Below are 19656 nucleotides of genomic sequence, written 5' to 3' on the forward strand. Positions count from 1 at the left end.
TCCGTCAAGGCCAATAAGTCATCTACGAGTAAGTCTGATGAAAGATTAGAATAATCCTCAAAAAAATGATATGATTTTCCGCTTGCTCTTTGGTCGTAATTCACGACCGTAAAATTGTTTTCCAATAAGTTTTGATACTTACTGGCATACGGTATTTCTGAACATCCAGGCCCTCCATGGACAAAAATAATAACGGGATTATCCTTATCTTTGCCACGTATCATAACTTCATGATTACTTCCATTTATCTTTACTTGCTCTAATACACTTACACTGTTATTACCTTTAATATGGGAAGTCCATGTAGGGAATAAAAGCGCTGTTATGAGTAATACGATTGTAATTATTACAGTATATTTTATAAATTTCATTATCTTTTTCATCTAATTACCTCTGTGAAAGTGAAATATAGTCGAAATTTTTAGATTTTTTCAGGAGTAGTTGTTGAATTGTACATTTTTCTTTTATAAACATAAAAGTACATGCTAAGGGGCCACCATAGGACTACAAAGATTGGATAAAACGCCCATATTACTCCTGGTGAAGAGACAATATTTACTGTAATAAAAAAGATACTGATAAGAATTGTAGCGGTAACAGAGAATGCTACAAATGTTTTTCTTTGTGCGTGGTATAAAGCTAATGGCCACCAAATTACTAAAAATGATGGATAGATCGCCCAAGGGTATGGATGGGATAAAATAATATTTAATAAGGAGTAATAGATAATGGTACTTGCACAGCCTATTAGTGCAATTTTTAATGTTTTTGCTTTTTCATCTAAATACATAAGAATTGGCCACCAGATGATTGGATAGATCGCATAAATGAACCATATATAATCGGGTGAATATAAGTAATTTTCAATGATAAGAAAAGCAATAATCATGGCACTACAAACAAGAGAATATTGTTTATACATTCTTTTAGACATAAAGAATAACGTTATTGGCCATAGCAATACAAGTAAGCACGGGTAAATAAACCAAAGCTCCTGAGGTGACGTCGTATAATTGACGATTCCTAAAAAAAACATTGTCATCAAACTACCTACAATCGAAAAGCTAATAAAGTTCTTCATGTTTTATTCACTCCATTTCTTACGTGACCAAACGAAGTACATAGATAATGGCCACCATAATATTGCGAAGATCGGATAGATTGCCCAAATTGTATTTGGTGTATAGTAAAGATTAATAAAAATAAAAAATGCAATAATTAAACCACTACCCCATATAGAGAATTCTAAATTTAATTTAGACATGTTTTTCTTTTTGGGCTCCTTAACACCTAATTCCTTTTTTAAATCCTCAATATCTCCAAACTCTACGATGGCTTTGTTGATGGCATCCTCTTGTTCTTTCCCTTGATCCATTAAATAAAATACTTTTTCTTCAAGGTTTTGAATGATTTCTTGTTTCACCATCTCTGTTTCTTTATTACGAGGAATGTCTTTAAAAAGCTCATCAATATGATTTTTTATCTTTTTCATTCTAAGCCCTCCATAAATAAGTCGATAATTTCTTTTACTTCCGACCACTCTTTTACTAGCTCATTTAAATAAGCTTTACCTAACGGGGTAATACGGTAATACTTTCTTTTGCCTCCATGTGAAACATCACCATAATAGGCTTCAATAATTTCCTTTTTCTCTAGACGTTGAAAAACTGCGTATAAAGTTGCTTCTTTAATTTGAAATCGATTATTTGTGCGGATACTTATTTCCTGAGAAATTTCATAACCATAGCGGTCTTTCTCTAAAATTAACCTTAAAATAATGGAATCCAAGTGTCCGCGGATGATGTCACTTCGAACCATAAGTCACCTACTTAATTTTTATTGCTCTATCTGTTAGAGTAATATTAGCAAACATTACTCTACCTGTCAAAGTAATTTTTCCAAATACGTCCATATTTCTGCTAAGAAGGATCATCATCAAAACGTGTGGTTGATTTCCGTTCCGGCTGGGCGCTTTGTTGTTGCTGTCGCTACGCTTTCGCACAGATAAAACATTTGCCGCTGACGCTTCGCTTTCGCGCAGAGCAGAGCTACCTGGGGGCGTCCGATGAGCCGCTTCACTCGCGATGCTCGCTCCAGGGTCTCGGGCCAACAGATGTTTTTTGCGCGAAAGCGTAGTGCTAACGTAGCGGCAGCAGCACCGAGGTTGGTCACGAAGGCGTTATCACAGGATGGTTTTAGCCTTCGTTCCTCTATCGCTAATCCCCAAGGAGTCGCCCAGCCTCCACTCCAATCAACTTATTGACATAGTAGACGTTTTAACAAAAGTCATCCACAACTTTTGGTGATGAACTATCAAGAAGCAATCAATCAGAGGGTAAAAAATCCCCTTTCACTTCAGAAGTAAAAGGGGATTGGGGATATTTATTTAGCATTGAATTGTGATGGTTACTTCGACTTCACAAATTCTAGGCTCTTTTTATTACATATACAATGCTGCAAGGAATATACCTAATGTTTCTTCATAGATGTCGTCGAATTGGCTGAGTGGAAGTGGATTTGTACCACTACCTAACTCAACTGTAAAGCCAGGTCTACGCCAATCCTGAATAAACCAATCTTTATAGCCCGCATAACTGCCTGCCGAATTAATAGGCTCATAGCCACTGACCCGACTAAACTCATTAACAAGGATTTCGGACTCTGGCGGTTCGAGATTTTCGAAACCCCAATAAATCACTCTTCCTTGTGTATGAAACGCGAGAACTCTGGCAAAATCGCGTTTCTTTGTTAAGTCAGCCATAGCAATGGCCTCAGGCTCGGACAAAGGTCGTTGTCCGCCAAAATCTCTTGGTCCAGGTGTTTTTGGATTTCGTGCACGTTCGAGTTCCCATTTTGCAGGAAACTGATCGTTCAAATCGACACCATTTATATTAGCCTTCCAACCTGAGAAATCGGTGCTACCGTTATTCCAAGTAATGAGCTGATTTCTTAATGCGTCGCCATTAGGTGGCCCTTGTAATACTAAATCGACACCATCGGGATTGACCATCGGAACTATAGAAAGGGTTGTTTGCTGGTAAAGTGGTAATGGAGATAAACCGCGAATTGTACTTTGATTGGTGAGAGAAAGTAGATAGTCGTTTATAAAAGTTAAAATAATTGGAGTCGTAATCCATTCATTCGCATGAAAGGAGCCGTTATAATGGACACGCTTAGCTCCGTTCCCGATAAGAAGTTCTGGAATTTCATGCTGTAAAACAGAATGTCCTATCGTAGAGCTTTGTAGAAATGGATAAGCATCGAGTAGCTTTTTGATATCATTCATCATAATCGCATAAGAATAATTTTGTTTACCATTGACGAGCCTCCATGTGATTCGTTGAGGAATGCGGATTGTCTGTCCAATGTGTAATTGATTTGGATTAAGACCAGGGTTGACAAGCAAAATGGCTCCTAATGGGAGATTTCTGCTTTGGGCTATTTGCCAAAAACTATCTCCTTGTTTTACTTGATAATTGACTGCAACAAACCCTGGGATTCGAATGCGCTGTCCAACCCTTAAAAGTTGAGAATTGATATTTCGGTTCGAATCTATAATTAGTTGAAGAGGTATTTTAAACACTTCACTGAAACGCCAAAGAGAATCTCCAGGTCTTACATAAATGTCCACAATTGTTCTCTCCTTAATTTAAAGTAGTTCAATATAAAATGTATATGAAAAAAATAGGGGACTTATTAACTTTAAATGAGTAAATTTTGTTAAGTATTTCTCGGAAGGATATTATTGTCTAAATTTAAGAGGAAGAAACTTTGTTACTTTTTGATGTACAATGATACTAGTTATAGAGTTTATGACAGATAAAGGTAGGAAAACAAATGTTAAATAAATTAAAAATAGGTATACGAACTAAAATTACGTTAGGCTATATTGTTATCATACTTTGTTTACTTGCATCGGTGATTATCTTAAATAATCAAATTACCTCTCTACAAAAAGAAAGAAATTATATTATCAAGAATGATTCAAATATACATGCTTTAACCAATCGCATTGAAAAGCACATTTTAGATATGGAATCGAGCCAGAGGAGTTTTGTTATCTCAGGTGAATCAAGCTATTTAGAGTCTTATAATGAATCTGATGAAAAATGGGAATCTGATTTTAATGAACTTTATCAGATTGTAAAAAATAAACCAACAAAACAGAAGTTAAATGAGATAAAGGCAACGATAGAGCATTGGATTACAACATTTGGTGAACCTTCCATTAAATTTAAAAAAGAAAAAAATGTGGGGGCATTAGGGGAACTCTATAAGGTAGGTACAGGTCCTAGAGACATAGAAACAGTACGAGATCAGTTTGAATCACTTCGTTCAGAGGTAATTGCAACGATGCAAGCCAAAGTAAACGAGTTGGACAAAAAAAATAGTATAGTAACACTTACACTGCTTGGCATACTTGTATTTATCTCAGTTGTTGCGATTATCATTGCAAGTGGTATTTCTCGTTCAATCGTAAAAACGTTAACAGAGGTTACTCGAACAATCCAAGAAATCACTGCTTCCAAGAGTAATCAAAAAGGACGAATTCATGTTAGAACAAATGATGAAATCAATGCTCTTGCAGCTGCTACAAATGAGTTGTTGGATGCGCTTGAGAGAAGAGAATGGCTACAGTTGAATATCGCAGAAATTGTCACAAAATATCAAGGTATTTCTGCTATAACAAAATTAGCTGAAACCTTCCTTTCAGAAATAGCGCAAAAAACGCAGTCTTCCCTTGGCGCATTTTATGTTCGTGAAACTACTGATAATCATATACAGTTTGTAAAAAAGGCTGCTTTTGCGGAAGCAACGGATAACGTTGGAATTGAGAGCTTTAAACTGGGACAAGGCTTAATTGGACAATGTGCTTTAGAAAAAAAGATTTTAATTTATAACGATATTCCAGAAGATTTCCGTTTAGTAGGCACTGGTTTAGGGAAAATACCACCAAAGGGTATTTTTATCGTCCCTATTATATTTGAAAATAACGTAATCGCTGTCGTTGAATTAGCTACAATAACTAGCTTTAATGAACTGCAGCAGGAATTAGTGAAGCAAGTTATCGAAACCTTCGGATTAACGATCAATAGTGTCCTAGGGCGTATGGAAGTTGTCCGTTTATTGAACGAGTCAAGAGCTATGACAGAGGAATTACAGGCACAATCTGAAGAGCTTCAGACACAATCAGAAGAATTGCAGATGCAAACAGAGGAACTGACAATGATTAATGACCAATTGGAAGAAAGAACAAAAGAGGCAGAGTTAAAGTCGAGAGAATTAGAACAAGCTAAAAAAGAATTAGAGGAAAGTGCGGAACAGCTGTTACTAAATTCAAATTATAAATCTGAGTTTTTAGCCAATATGTCACATGAATTACGAACGCCACTGAATAGCATATTAATTTTATCTGAAATGTTAGCTGAAAATAGCCAAAATACTTTATCAGAAGAGGAAGCTGAATTTGCAAAGGTTATCCATTCTTCAGGGGAAGATCTGCTGGCATTAATTAATGATATTTTAGATTTATCAAAAGTAGAGGCAGGCAAGCTGGATATTAGTTTTGATGAAATGAATATGAGTGAGGTTCCTGTACAAATCGAGCAAACCTTTGCGCCTGTAGCAACGAAAAAAAATCTACAATTCTATATTTCGAAAGACGAAAATGTAGTCGATATTTTCTATACTGACGAACAAAGATTCCAGCAAATATTGAAAAATTTATTATCAAATGCCTTTAAATTTACAAAACAAGGCTCAGTTCATCTTGACATTAAACAGCTTAGTGAAGAACAGTTAACAAATAATATGCAGGATGTTAGTGCTGACTGGTTAGAGATCATAGTTTCCGATACAGGAATAGGGATTCCGAAGGACAAGCATCAACTTATTTTTGAATCATTCCAACAGGCTGATGGGGCAACAGTACGTAAATACGGTGGAACAGGTCTTGGCTTGTCCATTTGTAAAGAGCTTGCGGGATTACTTGGCGGCTGGATTTCTTTACAAAGTAGTGAAGGGCAAGGTAGTACATTCACACTAACAATCCCAAGCTTGCCAAATGGCATCGAAGAGCAAAAACGTAATGAATTTGCTATTCATGAAGTAGGGGCTACTAATGAATTAGAAGAGCTAATGGAAGTACTATCGGAAACTCAGGACTTCTCTCAACAAGAGGTAGAAGTTTTTCAAGGGAAAAATATTTTAATTGTAGACGATGATTACCGTAATATATATGCATTAAAAAACGCACTCGAAAAACGAGGTATGAATATCTTAGTTGCCAAAGATGGGATAGAGTGTTTAGATATTATGCAAGCTAATGATGAAATTGATCTTATTCTGATGGATATTATGATGCCGAATTTGGATGGCTATGAAACGATGTCGATTATACGCAAACAAATGAAGATTACGGATTTACCGATTATCGCTTTAACAGCGAAGGCCATGAAAAATGACCGAGATAAAACATTAGAGGCTGGTGCTTCAGATTATATAAGTAAGCCATTAAATCTAGAGCAATTAATATCCGTTTTAAGAGTATGGCTAGTTTCTAAAGGGAGTTTATAAAATGGACCGATTTCCTTTGCAGCAAAAAAAGCATACAGATTTAGAAATTGATTTGTTACTTGAGGCTATTTATCGTTTATCGGGATTTGATTTTCGACAATATAATCGTTCTTCTATATTACGAAGGGTTTATAGTAGGATGAGGATGAGTAATATTCCAACCATTTCTCGTGTACTTGAAAAAGTAATACACGAAAATGATTTTTTAGAGCAACTATTGAATGATTTTTCTATAAATGTGACTGAAATGTTCCGTAACCCTAGTTTTTTTAAGGCTTTTCGCCAAGAAGTTGTACCGTATCTAAGAGATTACCCTGAAATTCGGATATGGCATGCAGGATGTGCCACGGGTGAGGAAGTATACTCCATGGCTATTTTGCTACAGGAAGAAGGGTTAATGGATCAAGCCGTTATTTACGCTACGGATATGAACGAACAAGTATTGGAAGAGGCAAAAAAAGGAGTATTTCCGATTAACAAAATGCAGGCATATACGAAAAACTATATGCTTGCAGGCGGCATCCATGCTTTTTCTGAATACTATAAAACAGATTATCAAAATGCTTATTTCCATCCGTCACTGTTAAAAAACATTATATTTGCACAGCATAATTTAGTAACAGATCAATCGTTTAATGAATTTCATGTCATTATGTGCCGAAATGTTTTAATTTATTTTTCACCTGAGTTACAAAACCAGGTGCATCATTTGTTTTCCGAAAGTCTAAGTGATACTGGATTTTTATGCTTAGGAGATAAAGAGACACTCCGATTTGAAGATATTATTTCAAAATATAAAGAAATCGTAGGCAATGAAAAAATATATCAGAAAATAAAGTAAGATAAAAAATAGGCTGTTGTCCAGGTCTCTCCACAGTAGAGACTTAGGCAACAGCCACTTTTTATGTAGTTTAACGTGCCTGTATCATTAATACACACATATCATCTGGTTGATTCCCTTGTTTTTCCATGGGTAGTAAATGGTCAATCAGACGTCGAGAATTATCCCATTTCGTAGATATTAGTGTTTGTAAATGCTTCTCGGATTCCATTTCACAAGGTCCCATTGCCTCTAACACACCATCCGTATATAAAATAATTTGTACTTCCTCATTGTATTGAATGCATTGCTTTTGTACGTTGATCTCATCGAAAAAGCCGACTGCACAGCTTCCTTGATTTAAATGTACGAGCGTCTTTTCGTCAACTAGAGCATAGCCAGAAGGATGACCAGCGTTCACATATTCAATGGTTTTTTGTTCTGTATCTATCACTAAATAAATAGCTGTGAAATAAAAAAGATTGTCCTCTTTTCCGTTTCGTAAAAGTGTCATATAACGGTTTAACTCTTTTATAACTAATTCAGGATCTTCTAATTGTTTAACAGCTTCTCTTAGGACAGAGGAGATAAACATACAAACAAGCGCTGCAGGGATCCCATGTCCCATCATATCAAGCAAAATGATAGCATATCGATGATCATTTATTTTATGCCAATAATACATATCCCCTGCTAAATTAGAAGAAGGAAGATAAGAGACCTCTATTTGAATAGTAGCCTCATTTAAAGGGGCGCTCAAAAGGCTTCTTTGTACGTGTGTGGCTAAATCTAATTCGTATTGTATTTTCTTTTCTTGCTGAGTATGCCAATCTAATTCAGCTTTCAATCGTAAAGCAACTCGAATTCTAGCAAGAAGCTCGGTTTTATTAATGGGCTTCGTAATATAATCTACTCCACCGATATCAAGTGCTTCTGCGAGCGTGTTTTTATCTTCTAGAGCTGTGACAAAGATAATTTGAATATCTTTTAATCGTTCATTTTGCTTAATACGTTTACAAGCTTCAATGCCATCGATTTCAGGCATCATAATATCTAATAAAATCAAATCCACCGAATTTCCTGTTGAATTTGGTGCATCTAACTGTAAATAATCAAAAAGCTCATAGGCAGATGTTAGAGAAACACAGTTATCATAACCTGCATTTTTTAATACTTTTTCAATTACAAATAGATTGACCTGATTGTCATCTACAAGAAGAATGGTCATAGTTATTTCCCCTTATTCTGTTTGAATTAGTGCAGATTATTTATGAATGTATTAACTTTATTATTATACAAAACATTAGAGAATAACGGTATTTTGAAGGAGAATATGAATAAGTAAAGAGCCAACAAAAAAGAGTCAGCTCTCAAAAACTTATAGTTCTTTTCAAATTCTAGCTTTTTTAAAGCCATTATAAATATCAAATGCATTTGCGATGATGGCAATAGCGATGCTTACGAATAATATTCTGTCTATAGTAAATAAAATCTTAGCAGAGGTCGTTCCCGTAATTGCAGCGATATAAGGTACGGCTGGACTGTGTATGAGATCAGGGTGAATTGCCATAAGGATAAAAACAATGACTCCTGTACATTGAAGAAGTGCATTAGTTATGGCGATTAACATAGTCCATTGACCAGTCTTCAATTTCCATAATGTTAAAGCTACACTTAAAACGATACAACATAAAACGATTGGAGCGAAGGACAGTAAGACATCCTGATTGAATATAGGCATAACAAATTTCAACCCGCCTTTATTGTGAGAAGTATAGATTCCTAAAAGGTGATTAGCATTGAAAAAGGCAAAGGAGAAAATAGCAATGCCTAAGAAACTTAAAATATTATCATTAAGTGAAATAGTTTTTTCTTTAGGGATTATTTTAACTTTTGCTAAATCATCCGGTGTCCATTCTGGATGATTCTTTATAAGAGGGATTCGAACGTTTTTTCCTTCAGATCGTTCGATGACAATGAAAGCAACTGTAATCCAGAACAGTACGTAAATGATTACTGAAATAATATGAGAGATAGTTATAGAAATAGTGTTAATAATAGCAGTCAGGAGTGCACCTTCTCCGTTATAAAGCACAATACTTTCTATCATCTGTACAATAATTGTAATTAATATTGCCCAAGGAATAACTAATTTTATTGTTCTAATATAAGCGTCAAACACTATTGGGCTGATTAAAAATCGTGGTGTATCTTGATATTTTGCTGCAACTTCTATGGGATTTCCAAGCTTTTTAAGAACGTCCTTTATATCTGATTCTGAATAATCTTCAGGTAACATATCTTCAATAGTAGATTTTAGTTCTAGACTGGTTTTATCACGCTTATCTTTGCTTATCCTTTTAGTTACTTCATGAATATATGCATCAATCAGATTCACTCTTTCCGTCTCCCTTCAATAATTCATGCAGTCCATTCCTTTTTAGTTGAGTCATATGTGTGCGCAACACATCGTATTTCCGAGCTTTACCTTTAGTCCTATTCCATTTATAATCACTTCCTGATGCCCTAATCAGCAGCCAACGAGAATAATGTATTCAGTTACTGCCGACTTGCTTGAGAAGCTGAATAAGGGTGTAGTTATAAAGCATTGTATGCAAAAACAACAAGCACTAAATGTTCCGCTTCATACTTCCTTTCTGTATACATCTAATAAGGAGCTCACCGCGTACTATTTGCATGTGGTAATATATGTTATTATCAAGGGCTGGAATTAATGTGAAAAAAATTATGAAAAGAGCGTGCCTTAAAATAATTTAGTGTAGGATGGGGATGTATATGAAAGTCGTTGAGAAATTATTGAAGGAAGAGGATTTTATACATTTTGTTGATATTGTGGTTGGTGCTTATCCAGGAAGGATGGGGAGTTTACAGCTAACAAAAGAGCAGCTAAAGGCACTTTTTATACGCAATCAAAACAATGACGCAGCTATTCATTATTATGGGCTATGGGAAGATAACAAACTAATTGGTGGCATGCGACTCCATGATTTTGAAATGAATTTCTTCTCTAAAATGATTCCAATAGGGGGAGTAGGACTAGTTGCAGTTGACTTACTCCGTAAAAAAGAAAAGGTTGCCAAAGAATTAATAGATCATTTTTTTAAGGTTTTTTTAGAGAGAAATGTTCATTTTGTTGCGTTATATCCGTTTAGACCTGACTTTTATAAAAAAATGGGCTTTGGATACGGACCGAAAATGCATCAATATTCAGTGGAACCATCAAGCTTTCCGAAGGGGCCAACAAAAAAACATCTTACTTTTTTTACAGCGCAAGATCAGCAAAAATTAGCAGATTGCTATAGAAGAGTTGCATCGAGGAAGCATGGTATGTTTTTAAAAACAGAATCGGAGCTTTCATCAATTTTTAAAAACCCGCAAAACTATATTATTGCTGTTGAAAAGGGAGATTCAATACAAGGTTATATGGTATTCTCCTTTAATAAGCAAAGTGAAACGAATTTTTTACTTAATAATCTAGTCATTAAAGAATGGATCTATGAAACACCAGAGGCTCTATTAGAGTTCAGTACATTTTTAAATAGTCAGGTGGATCAAGTGAACCGTATAGAATGGAACACACAGGAAGAAAATATTCACTTCTTTTTAGGAGATGTACGAAATGGAACAAATCATTTAATCCCAAGTGTCTACCATGCAAGTGCTGTATCAGGTGTTGGCTTAATGTATCGCATTATTAATGTTCAAGGTTTTTTTGAGGAACTCACAACAAATAATTTTAATGGTCAAACATTAACTTTTAAGTTAATTGTAAAAGATTCGTTATTAGCTGAAAATAATCATCAAATTGTTATTGAGGCTATCGATGGTAATATAAACATTTCTAATAGTACTAACTATGATGTGGAAATGGTGATTGATATCGCAGAGCTTTCTTCTCTTGTCATGGGAGTTGTGACAGTACAAGAATTATTTATGCTTAGCAAGGTGAAGATTAGTGATGAACAATACGTACAGTCATTGCATCATTTCTTCTTTGTCCTTGATAAACCAACTTGCATCACAGCTTTTTAGGAAGATTAATAGTATAAAGCTATTGTTCTTTTTTCATAAAGAGTGATGAGCGTACAGGTCGTTCCAGCGGCGTAATATTAATAATAAAATAGCTTACAATTAATATTAAAATAATAAGTGAATAAATTAAGGTGTTAATGGGATGATCATGTTCCACGATAATTAATCGAATCATAGCTGTAATCCCTATATATATAAAGTACCTTAGTGGAAAATGATAATTCTCTTTAAAATATTTAATAATCATAGTGATAAATTCAAAATACAAAAAGAAAATAAGAATATTAGCGAGGAAAAGCTTATAGTCTCCGCCATCGTTGTTGAATATTAGAATTTTAAGAAATTGGATGAGTTCTTTGCAAAGTAAGAAGGATAAAATGAGCGCTAGAAGTACAAGGCAAACATTTAGAAACAATTGTAAAGTTTTCGGTATAGCCTTTATTAATTGTAAATAAGTCGAGTCCTTATGGTTCATCGAATTCCTCCAATCTTATAAATCGTTCTAAGTGAATATGAATAACTAAATAACACATAATCATATGTTTGAGCGTCTTCGTTTTATGATTTGAATATAACATTTTATCGTAAATGTATTAGGTTTGATTTGTAAAGTTTTGGTATATATTGAATTATCGCCAAAAGCTGTGGATGATATTTGTTAAAACGTATGTTATGTATATAGGTTGATTGGAGTGAAGGCTGGGCGACGCCTTGGGAATCAGCAATAGAGGAACGAAGGCTAAAAACATCACGTCCTGTGATAACGCCTTCGTGACCAACATCATGTTGGCCCAAGCGGCTCATCGGACGCCCCCAGGAAGCTCTGCTCTGCGCGAAAGCGAAGCGACAGCAATTGTTTTATCTGTGCGAAAGCGTAGCGACAGCAACAACAAATGTTTTCTGTAGCGAAAGCAAAGCGGCAGCTACAAAGTGCCCAGTCGGGACGGAAATCAACCACACGTTAAGGTGATGAGCCTATATATTCGCGAAAGAAAGTTTTCAAAATAAATTAGCTGTATGCTAAAATAGATGTGCATGAATATAAAATTCAAAAGGGGTTTTTAAAATGGCTAAAGCAGCAAAAACAGGAAAAATTACACCAGAGCGTTTAGAGGAAGCATTAAACGTACGTGATAGTCTTGTTATCGAGTTACTAGTACAAGTTCTTGATGAAAAGCTTGTAATTGAACGTCCAGTATTACGTGAACGTGTAGCAAACCTTGTAGACCTTTCTGATCATGATGCAGAATTAAAAGAAACGATCCACGCTGTTATTAACAAGCTATAATCTTTAGGAAAATGCTACTCTTAATTGGTAGCATTTTTTCTTTTGTTGGAAAGGAACATATAAAGTATAACGATAATTTTCCTTAGAAGGTGGACTGTAAAACCTATAGTTAATCATTGGGTATCCCCATAAAACTATTATATATTAAACCCATTTCATCAGGACTTTCCGTACAATCATCCTCTACCCACTTACAAAGAATCTTCCAAAACCCACCGGATGAATAAGCTATGCTATATTTAAGCATCGTGTCATTAACTTTATTTTGTTGTTTACATGGAAATAGATTATGGATCACCGGTAAGTACTCTTCGTATTTTTTTAGTATATAAAATAATAAATTGTTTCTCTACTAAAAGTTTAAGGAATGATACATGCTCTTGCCAAAACTCAAAATAACATTTGGTAACTGAAAAATTTGTTAAATTATCTAAATTAGCTAGTTTATGAATATATTTATTAAATAAATAGTCTACATATTCATTTAGTACATCATCTTTTGACTTAAAATTACGATAAAATGTTTTGCGAGCCAGTTGAGCTTTAATTACTATTTCTGTAATAGTAATTTCACTATATTCCTTCACTTTCATTAGTTCTAATAAAGTATTAATAATTATTTTCCTTGAGCGAATAGATATTGGATTTTTACTTTTTTCCATAACTTCCTCCTGTATGACACGAATAGCCTTGATTTGTATCACTTGCTTGGATTATATTGACTTCAAATTTTTGCTCAATTATACTTCAAAACATGAAAATTACACAAATGTGTATTTTAACCAGTGGGGGTGGGAGTATGTTTGGGGCAATTAATAAATTATCTAATATGAAAAGTGTTAGTATCCTACTTATAATTTTTTTATGTTCTATGTTTATTATGCGTAGTGCAATTTCTACTTTAAAAGGAATTACAGGCGGAATAGGCATATTAGATTTACATTTTAGCTATACCGTACAAGAGATTTACGAAACTTTATTTTTACAAGGGGTAGCAGGGAGATCCTATTATTTAACAACTTTTTTATAATTGATTTTATTTATCCTCTTACTTATGCATTTTTTTATTCGGTAGTGATTTCGTACTTTTTTAAAGTTCTAAAAATCAAAAATAAAATAGTAAACTATTTCATTGTCCTTCCGTTTATAGGTATGGCATTTGATTATTTAGAAAATCTTTTCTTAAGTATTATCCTCATGAAATATCCAACGGAACTTTTTTATTTAGGGTTAATTTCTAGCTATTGTACAAAAATAAAATTTCTATGTGTTTATTTAAGCCTTCTTCTAGCTATTCTATTATTTTTAGTAATTTTATTTAAAAAAATAAAAATATCACTTAAGTTTTTAATGAAATAAATTTATGAATAGTTTACGAGGGGGTGAAAAGATAGGGGATTTGTATATTTGCGAATAAAGAAAAAGTAAATGAAGCTAGCAAAAATTTTCGGCTAGCTTCATGCTGGTTAGACTGTTAGTATACCTTATCTCCATTAAAAATAGAGTTTTTCACAATTACATAATCTACATTTCGAATGGCATCAAGTTTATTGCCACCTGCATAGGAAATAGATGATTGAAGGTCTTGTTGCATTTCAATTAACGTATCTTTGATGCTACCTTTATGTTCAACAAACATTTTTTTACCTTCAACATTTTTACGTTCACCTTTTTGGAATTCAGAAGCAGATCCGAAGTATTCCTTCACAGTTTTACCGTCGATTTCGATCGTTTCTCCAGGTGACTCTTCGTGACCTGCAAATAATGATCCAATCATTACCATTGAAGCACCAAAGCGAACCGATTTTGCAATATCACCATGTGTGCGAATACCACCATCAGCGATAATTGGCTTTGTTGCGGCTTTTGCACACCAGCGTAGTGCAGCAAGCTGCCAACCACCTGTACCAAAACCAGTTTTGATTTTAGTAATACATACTTTACCTGGTCCAATACCAACTTTTGTTGCATCTGCACCAGCGTTTTCAAGTTCACGTACTGCTTCAGGTGTACCCACATTACCAGCAATAACAAAGCTATTTGGTAGATGTTTTTTGATATGTTGAATCATACGAATAACAGCATTTGAATGACCATGTGCAATATCGATTGTAATAAATTCAGGCACTAAATTAGCAGCAGCTAATTCTTCAATAAAAGGATATTCTTCATTTTTCACACCAACACTAATAGATGCAATTAATCCACGAGCTTGCATATCTTTAATGAAATTGATACGTGTCTCTGGGTTAAAACGGTGCATGATATAAAAGTAACCGTTTTCAGCAAGCTTCGCAGCAAGACTTTCGTCGATAATTGTTTGCATGTTTGCCGGTACAACAGGAAGTTTGAATGTATGATCACCTAAAGTAACAGAAGTATCACATTCTGAGCGACTTTCTACTATACATTTTGCGGGAATTAGTTGAATATCTTCATAGTCAAATACGTTATCCATTATAAACACTCCTAAAATACGAATATTTTTTAAGTTTTAATTTAAATCGTTCGTCATTTGGTAATTTACATTATTTTCGAGTAAATGTCAAAGCTTTTATCTAAATAAATAAAAAAATAACAGGAAAGAACAGGAATTAAGCGAAATATAAGTTTTAGCAATTGTTAAAAAAGATAAAAGTAAGGTTAAAATTCTGCAAATTTTTGTAAGGAAGTAAGATCTATTATGATTCTTCAAAAGAGGAAAAGGAGTTTTTAATTAGTTTTATCTAAAATTTGTATTACTATTTGCTATCCATGTAAAATAGAATTGTTTCGAAAAATGACAAAGGGAGTGTTGGGGATGGCAGTAGAGGTCTATTTAATTTTTAATGGAAATTGTCGAGAGGCTGTATCTTTTTATGAGAAAGTTTTTAAGGCGAACAAGCCTGAAATTATGACATTTGGAGATTCACCACAAAACCCAAATTATCCATTACCAGAGGAAGCAAAAGATCTTGTGATGCATACGCGACTTTCGATTTTTGGTAGCACTGTAATGTTCTCAGATACATTTCCAGGCAATCCATTCACGACTGGAAACAATATAACGTTAGCCGTTGTCTCAGACGATGAGACTCAGCTGCGAAAAGCTTTTGACGGTCTTAAAGATGGTGGCAAGGTTAAAATGGAGCTACAAGAAACGTTTTGGAGTAAATGTTACGGCTCCCTTACTGATAAATTCGGTATAGAATGGCAATTTAGTTATGAGGAAAATAAATAAAGAGCAATTATGCCTCGGCATAATTGTAGCCTGTCGCTACAGAAAATAATTGCTGAAAGAAGTTAATATTGAAAAGCACGATGTTTGGAAAATCTCCATTAACATCGTGCTTTTCTTTTTAGTATTTAAAACGATTCACATAGCTTTGTAATTCATCAGCCATGTCGAGAAGTGCTTTTGAGGCTACAGCCATTTCCTGCATCGAGGACAACGTTTGTTCAGTTGAAGCGGCAACTTCCTCTGACGCTGCTGCATTTAATTTAGCATGATCAGTTAGCTCGATAGCTGTTGCAGAAACTTCTTCGACTACTGCTGACATCTCCTGAGCGGATGCAGATATATCCTCCATTTTCGGAGCAATATCGTGTAGACTCTTAATAATGTTTGCAAATTTTTTACTTGTATCTTCTGTTAGTTGTAAACCATCCTGGACATCCGCTGAAGCCTTAATCATTGTTTGAACAGATTTAGCCGTATCTTGCTGAATGCCAGTAATCAGTGCAGAAATTTGCTCTGCTGATTGATGGGATTGCTCTGCTAACTTGCGCACTTCATCGGCAACTACTGCAAAGCCTTTCCCATGCTCTCCAGCTCGCGCTGCCTCAATAGCAGCATTAAGGGCAAGTAGATTTGTTTGATCTGAAATAGCACTAATAATTTCTAAAATAGACCCGATTTCCTTTGTTCGATCATAGAGTGATTTAATCATCGTATCTGATTGCGTCACAGATTCATGAATAGAAACCATTTGATTTACAGTTTGTTCGACTGCTTGGCCACCTTCTTCGGCCAATTTTATAGCATGGCTAGATAAGTCTGAAACCTGCATAGAGCTATCAGCGACCTCGACGACTCCTTTTGCGATTTCCTCAATAGAAACAGCATTTTGGTCAATGCCAGTTGTTTGTTTTTCCGTACTGATAGCAACCTGTTGCATAGCGTTAGTAACTTGTTCTGAAGCAGCTATATTTTGTTCGGCATTCGCAGATAATCCATGTGCTGAAGTCTGTACGTGTTGGGAGCTTTGATCAACGTTGCGAATAAGTTTTTTTAAGTTAACCTTCATTGCGATAAAGGCTTCCCCTAGCTGTCCAATCTCGTCTTTAGAATGAATGTCAATAAACGCTGTTAAATCGCCTTCACTAATTTTTATAGCGCTTTGTTTAAGTCGATTGATCGGATTAACGATCGATTTTATCATGAATAGCATAAAAATAATGCCAACAATAATAGAAACAGCGATGATTATTAAGTTGATATTAAAGGTCGAAGCTGCGGCTTTTGCAGCCTCGGCTGTAAACATTGTACCAACAACTTTCCAACCTGTTAGCTTATTTGTAACAAATTGTAGCTGACGATCTTTTTCTATAATGCTACCACTATCTTGTTCATAGATTTTAGTAATATAGCTTTCTGTTGCTTCAGAGCCACTTTCTTTATCTGGTTGGGCAATATAAATTTTATTGCCATCTAAAAGTGAAGCAAAGCCAGTTTCTCCTATGCGTATATCATTCGTGATGGTACTAAGTTTAGATATATTTAAATCTAACCCGATTACTCCTGAGCCATCTGGTAAAGCCTGAGTAATCGTAAGAACGATATCACCTGTAGTTTGTGTAATGTATGGAGCTGTAATAGATACTTGGTTTTTGTTATCTAAAGCTTGCTTATACCAAGGTCTCGTACGCGAATCAAACCCACTAGGGTATTTTTGAGCAGGCTCATCTAGTAGTCTGCCATCAGAGGTTCCAATATAAATCAGCTCCACCTCTGGATGCATATTGATGTATTCTTTGAAAAGAGATTTAAGTTCTGGAATTTTACCTTCTTGTAAATAAGATTGATTGAGCTTTTTAGTAAAATATTGAATGTCCTTCACTCTTGGCTCAATCGTGTTAGTAATATTCGTATTAAGCATGCGCACACTTTCGGCTGCGCTTGCTTGTTGTTCTTCTGAAATTTGTTTTCCAGCACTTTGGTAAGACACAATTCCAATTAACAGTGTTGGGATGAGAAGCATTGCTAAAAATGAAAAAATGAGCTTTTTCCTTAAACTTAGTTGTTTCACTTGAATTATCCTCACTATAATTTAGTATTTGATACTTTGTCTTATCACCGAAAATTGGATGTAATAACGCCCTTGTGACCAACCTCCTATTGTCCTAAGAGGTTCATCGGATAATCGACACCCTATGTATGGTGAAAAGTATATACTTTACCGATTAAGGCAAATAATAGACGACTAGGCTCATTTTATCAAAAATAAAATAAAAGTTAAGTATTTTGTAATAACTGTTCATTAATTGTAGATATAAGAAATAATATTTTGAAACGATAATCATTAGATGACATATAAAGCTACTTTTTGATATATACTAATGCTCAAAAGAGGGGGGATTGTTTTCATGATTCGACAAATTGGACAAGTGATGTTATATGTAAATGATCAGGAAACTGCTGTGAAGTTTTGGACAGAAAAAGTTGGATTTGTTGTAGTTGCTGACCAGGAAGAGGGAGGAGTACGTTGGATTGAAATTGCTCCAACTAAAGAAGCTCAAACTACCCTTGTTCTACACAACAAAGAAATCATTGCGAAAATGCAGCCTGAATTAAATTTAGGGACACCTTCTATTATGTTTTATGCCGATCATATAGAAAATTTATATCAGGATTTTCAAGCAAAGGGCGTTAAAGTAGGAGATTTAGTAATGATGCCAATGGGTAGGGTTTTTAATTTTGCTGATCACGAAAATAATTATTTTGCATTAGTAGAAAAATAAACCTTGTCCTATCAGTAGAAAAAGTAAGTTCGAATCTGTCCAATTTCGATTATTCTATGCGGAAATCGGACAGATTTTTGCTTTTTCCCCTATATAAGTGCGCGTAATTTATTTTATATCTTCTCCAAAAATCCCTACAGTTTGACGGTCAACGATAAATTCATGGCCATCCCATTTCAAAATATTTTCTACATACCCTAATCCATCGGCATGAAATCGGCCTGCTATAGACTGATACGCTAAAATCTCATATATGCCATCACGTTCATAGTCCACTGGGTACAATCCGCTGATTGGATCAACCCATCCTTCAATAGGCTGCTTTAGTGTACCGTCTTGATTATAAATTTCTGCTAAATAATCCGGACCCTTGTATTGTAAATCGATGATATATTGCTTTTTGGGATTCATGCTACGAACGGCTACTTTATATTGATTTTGATAATTAACGCTGTACTTTAGCTTATTATTAAAAGAAATTGCATCAAAAATTGAGCGAATTTTGCCGTTTATTGAGGCAAATATTTCCCCGTTGATAATGCCTCCACTACCTCCTGTGTCAGAAATAGCTAGAATATCTTCTAGGTGATTGCCTGTAAAGTCACCTAAAAATATAGTTGGATTATAGCCAACGCTTTGTTTTAGCATTATTTTTTCGAATTGGTGCGTCTGTCCGTAAAAAATAGCAAGCGTTAGGTCTTTCCACAAAGGGCTATCTGGAGTTTTAGTCCCCATCAAAAGAACAGTTTCAAGTAAGCCATCTCCATTAATATCTCCAAATTTCGTCTGAATAACCTGAGGGGTCATAGTTGAAATAGGCATATTATTTAAGGATGGATTCATATTATTAGTCATACATGCACCTCTTTCTTTAGTTTTAGCATATGTTGTAAACATGGCTTGGTGAAAAAAGAAGACG

General features: G+C 34.8%; 20 protein-coding genes. 7 read left to right on the plus strand and 13 right to left on the minus strand.

Annotated features, from left to right (window positions below; all coding sequences use genetic code 11):
• The 5 genes from ACMZ42_RS14975 to ACMZ42_RS14995 form a co-directional block, all read right to left on the minus strand.
• On the minus strand, positions 1–383 hold a 383-nt coding region (locus ACMZ42_RS14975), incomplete at its 3' end, for an alpha/beta fold hydrolase (RefSeq protein ID WP_415731924.1).
• Positions 384–421: 38 nt separating this feature from the next.
• A complete protein-coding gene (locus ACMZ42_RS14980) occupies positions 422–1081 on the minus strand; it encodes a hypothetical protein (protein ID WP_415731925.1) in 660 nt (219 codons plus the stop codon).
• 3 nt (positions 1082–1084) lie between these two features.
• Positions 1085–1492: a permease prefix domain 1-containing protein gene (locus ACMZ42_RS14985; RefSeq protein ID WP_415731926.1), complete on the minus strand. Its 408-nt coding sequence runs from the start codon at positions 1490–1492 to the stop codon at positions 1085–1087.
• Complete coding sequence (locus tag ACMZ42_RS14990) at positions 1489–1818, minus strand: PadR family transcriptional regulator (protein WP_053482886.1); 330 nt, start codon at positions 1816–1818, stop codon at positions 1489–1491. Before ACMZ42_RS14990 ends, ACMZ42_RS14985 begins: the two co-directional genes overlap by 4 nt.
• 622 nt (positions 1819–2440) lie before the next feature.
• Positions 2441–3631: a M14 family metallopeptidase gene (locus ACMZ42_RS14995; RefSeq protein WP_415731927.1), complete on the minus strand. Its 1191-nt coding sequence runs from the start codon at positions 3629–3631 to the stop codon at positions 2441–2443.
• A gap of 206 nt (positions 3632–3837) precedes the next feature.
• On the opposite strand from ACMZ42_RS14995, the gene ACMZ42_RS15000 reads away from it, so the two are divergent.
• Together ACMZ42_RS15000 and ACMZ42_RS15005 are read left to right on the plus strand one after the other, a co-directional pair.
• Positions 3838–6576, plus strand: coding sequence for an ATP-binding protein (locus ACMZ42_RS15000; protein ID WP_370077857.1), 2739 nt, complete (start codon positions 3838–3840; stop codon positions 6574–6576).
• A gap of 1 nt (position 6577) precedes the next feature.
• On the plus strand, positions 6578–7417 hold the full coding sequence (locus ACMZ42_RS15005; RefSeq protein WP_415731928.1) for a CheR family methyltransferase: 840 nt from the start codon (positions 6578–6580) through the stop codon (positions 7415–7417).
• Positions 7418–7487: 70 nt separating this feature from the next.
• Here ACMZ42_RS15005 and ACMZ42_RS15010 read toward each other — a convergent pair whose 3' ends face one another.
• On the minus strand, positions 7488–8624 hold the full coding sequence (locus ACMZ42_RS15010; RefSeq protein WP_402869914.1) for a SpoIIE family protein phosphatase: 1137 nt from the start codon (positions 8622–8624) through the stop codon (positions 7488–7490).
• A 162-nt stretch (positions 8625–8786) separates the two neighbouring features.
• Positions 8787–9794: a hypothetical protein gene (locus tag ACMZ42_RS15015; protein ID WP_415731929.1), complete on the minus strand. Its 1008-nt coding sequence runs from the start codon at positions 9792–9794 to the stop codon at positions 8787–8789.
• A 398-nt stretch (positions 9795–10192) separates the two neighbouring features.
• Here ACMZ42_RS15015 and eis point away from each other — a divergent pair, with 398 nt between their 5' ends.
• Positions 10193–11449 carry an enhanced intracellular survival protein Eis gene (gene eis, locus ACMZ42_RS15020; RefSeq protein ID WP_415731930.1) on the plus strand — a complete coding sequence of 419 codons (1257 nt, stop codon included), beginning with the start codon at positions 10193–10195 and terminating at the stop codon, positions 11447–11449.
• 19 nt (positions 11450–11468) lie between these two features.
• Here the strand turns inward: eis and psiE are convergent, their stop codons facing one another.
• Together psiE and ACMZ42_RS15030 are read right to left on the minus strand one after the other, a co-directional pair.
• Positions 11469–11924, minus strand: coding sequence for a phosphate-starvation-inducible protein PsiE (gene psiE / locus ACMZ42_RS15025; RefSeq protein ID WP_370077847.1), 456 nt, complete (start codon positions 11922–11924; stop codon positions 11469–11471).
• 104 nt (positions 11925–12028) lie between these two features.
• Positions 12029–12253: a hypothetical protein gene (locus tag ACMZ42_RS15030; RefSeq protein ID WP_415731931.1), complete on the minus strand. Its 225-nt coding sequence runs from the start codon at positions 12251–12253 to the stop codon at positions 12029–12031.
• Between the two features lie 262 nt (positions 12254–12515).
• Between ACMZ42_RS15030 and ACMZ42_RS15035 the strand changes: the two genes are divergently transcribed.
• Positions 12516–12737 (plus strand): phosphate-starvation-inducible protein PsiE, encoded by a 222-nt coding sequence (locus tag ACMZ42_RS15035; protein WP_415731932.1) that lies wholly within the window; start codon positions 12516–12518, stop codon positions 12735–12737.
• 287 nt (positions 12738–13024) lie between these two features.
• Here ACMZ42_RS15035 and ACMZ42_RS15040 read toward each other — a convergent pair whose 3' ends face one another.
• Positions 13025–13399, minus strand: a complete 375-nt coding sequence (locus ACMZ42_RS15040; RefSeq protein ID WP_415731933.1) for a TetR/AcrR family transcriptional regulator — start codon at positions 13397–13399, stop codon at positions 13025–13027.
• A gap of 137 nt (positions 13400–13536) precedes the next feature.
• Here ACMZ42_RS15040 and ACMZ42_RS15045 point away from each other — a divergent pair, with 137 nt between their 5' ends.
• Positions 13537–13767 carry a hypothetical protein gene (locus tag ACMZ42_RS15045; RefSeq protein WP_415731934.1) on the plus strand — a complete coding sequence of 77 codons (231 nt, stop codon included), beginning with the start codon at positions 13537–13539 and terminating at the stop codon, positions 13765–13767.
• 444 nt (positions 13768–14211) lie between these two features.
• Here ACMZ42_RS15045 and guaC read toward each other — a convergent pair whose 3' ends face one another.
• Positions 14212–15195, minus strand: coding sequence for a GMP reductase (gene guaC, locus ACMZ42_RS15050; protein ID WP_370077837.1), 984 nt, complete (start codon positions 15193–15195; stop codon positions 14212–14214).
• 342 nt (positions 15196–15537) lie between these two features.
• Here guaC and ACMZ42_RS15055 point away from each other — a divergent pair, with 342 nt between their 5' ends.
• Positions 15538–15957 (plus strand): VOC family protein, encoded by a 420-nt coding sequence (locus ACMZ42_RS15055; protein WP_415731935.1) that lies wholly within the window; start codon positions 15538–15540, stop codon positions 15955–15957.
• 118 nt (positions 15958–16075) lie between these two features.
• Here the strand turns inward: ACMZ42_RS15055 and ACMZ42_RS15060 are convergent, their stop codons facing one another.
• Positions 16076–18025 carry a methyl-accepting chemotaxis protein gene (locus ACMZ42_RS15060; RefSeq protein ID WP_415731936.1) on the minus strand — a complete coding sequence of 650 codons (1950 nt, stop codon included), beginning with the start codon at positions 18023–18025 and terminating at the stop codon, positions 16076–16078.
• Between the two features lie 337 nt (positions 18026–18362).
• On the opposite strand from ACMZ42_RS15060, the gene ACMZ42_RS15065 reads away from it, so the two are divergent.
• Positions 18363–18737, plus strand: coding sequence for a VOC family protein (locus ACMZ42_RS15065; protein ID WP_370077832.1), 375 nt, complete (start codon positions 18363–18365; stop codon positions 18735–18737).
• Positions 18738–18845: 108 nt separating this feature from the next.
• On the opposite strand, the gene ACMZ42_RS15070 is transcribed toward ACMZ42_RS15065, so the two are convergent.
• Positions 18846–19592 carry a hypothetical protein gene (locus tag ACMZ42_RS15070; protein WP_415731937.1) on the minus strand — a complete coding sequence of 249 codons (747 nt, stop codon included), beginning with the start codon at positions 19590–19592 and terminating at the stop codon, positions 18846–18848.
• Positions 19593–19656: the final 64 nt, after the last annotated feature.

Origin of the sequence: Lysinibacillus sp. NPDC056185, assembly GCF_047737915.1 — a bacterium.
Taxonomy (GTDB): domain Bacteria; phylum Bacillota; class Bacilli; order Bacillales_A; family Planococcaceae; genus Lysinibacillus.